At 67.0% G+C, this 1083-nt stretch carries 2 protein-coding genes; both read left to right on the plus strand.

The window, feature by feature from the left end; genetic code table 11:
- The first annotated feature begins 64 nt into the window (after positions 1-64).
- A complete protein-coding gene (locus tag SK854_RS48120; RefSeq protein ID WP_319981893.1) occupies positions 65-589 on the plus strand; it encodes an OsmC family protein in 525 nt (174 codons plus the stop codon).
- Between the two features lie 32 nt (positions 590-621).
- A partial coding sequence (locus SK854_RS48125) for an ABC transporter permease subunit (protein WP_319981894.1) occupies positions 622-1083 on the plus strand: 462 nt, incomplete at its 3' end.

Consider the following 1083-nt stretch of genomic DNA (forward strand, 5'->3'; position numbering starts at 1 on the left):
GTCATGACTGCCACGTGTGTGGGACACGTGACGTCTTCGGCATGGGGTGGATCGGCTGACGACGATGGCTCACCGAGGGGAGCACGTCGTGCACATGAAGGGTCAGCAGGAACGCAACTTCGCAGTACGCCTGGAACACCGCGGGGGATTCAGGTTTCTCAGCCAGGCATCGGAGGACGGCCGGTTGCACGGCGCGCCGATTCAGTCCGACGAGCCGGATCCGGTGGGTGAAGCATCGGCGCACGCGACACCGGCACTGTTCGGCGCTGCACTGACGCATTGCTTGTCGGCCAGCCTGCTCGAGACGTTGCGGCACGCGCACGTCGACGTGCAGAGCTTCACCGCCGACGCGATCACGGTGGTCGCGCCGAACGACGAAGGCCTGCCACGCATCCGCCGCGTCGAGGTCGTTCTCCGGCCCGTCGTGCCGGCGGACTCGCAGCGACTGGAGCGATGTGCGGAGGTGTTCGAGAAGCACTGCACCGTCACCGCCTCCGTGCGCAGCGCCGTTCCGGTGGAGGTCCGGGTGGACTGGCAGCTGGTGGAGGCTCCTGAGGTACTGCGCGAGGTGGCCACTACCCGCACGTGATGCTCTCGGAAGCGAGAGTTGGGGGAGGTCACATGTACGCCGAGATCGGCTTATGGATCTCGGGCAGCCTGCTGCTGTGGGTGCTGAGCGCTGGGCTGGCGATGAGTGCGGCTCTGCTCATCGCCGTCGGCACCCACAGCAGGCACAGGGTGTTCCGCCTCGCTGCCACCGCCGCCATGCACGTGACGCGAGGCGTGCCCACCAGTCTGCTGGTGATCGTGATCGGCCTGGCCTGCATGCGGGTTGGTGACGTGCCGGCACTTCCTGTCGTGTTCCCCGGTACGTCTCCGCAGTTCCAGTTCGTCGCCTGGGGCATCGTGGCGGCGCTGGGTGTGGGATCGGCCGGGCACATCGCGGTGATCTACCTGACAGCATGGCAGTCGGTCGGTAGCAAGCGGCTCGAACAAGCCCGCGTCATGGGATTGTCGCCGTCACAGCAGATTCGCGTCGTGGGCCGGGAAGTGCTGCCACTGGTGCTCGGGCCGCTGGGAGCG

Source organism: Lentzea sokolovensis (assembly GCF_033949975.1).
In the GTDB taxonomy this organism is placed as follows: domain Bacteria; phylum Actinomycetota; class Actinomycetes; order Mycobacteriales; family Pseudonocardiaceae; genus Lentzea; species Lentzea sokolovensis.

Coding starts and splice junctions, on each gene's coding strand:
- SK854_RS48120 (WP_319981893.1), top strand. CDS start 65: ATGGCTCACCGAGGGGAGCACGTCGTGCACATGAAGGGTCAGCAGGAA.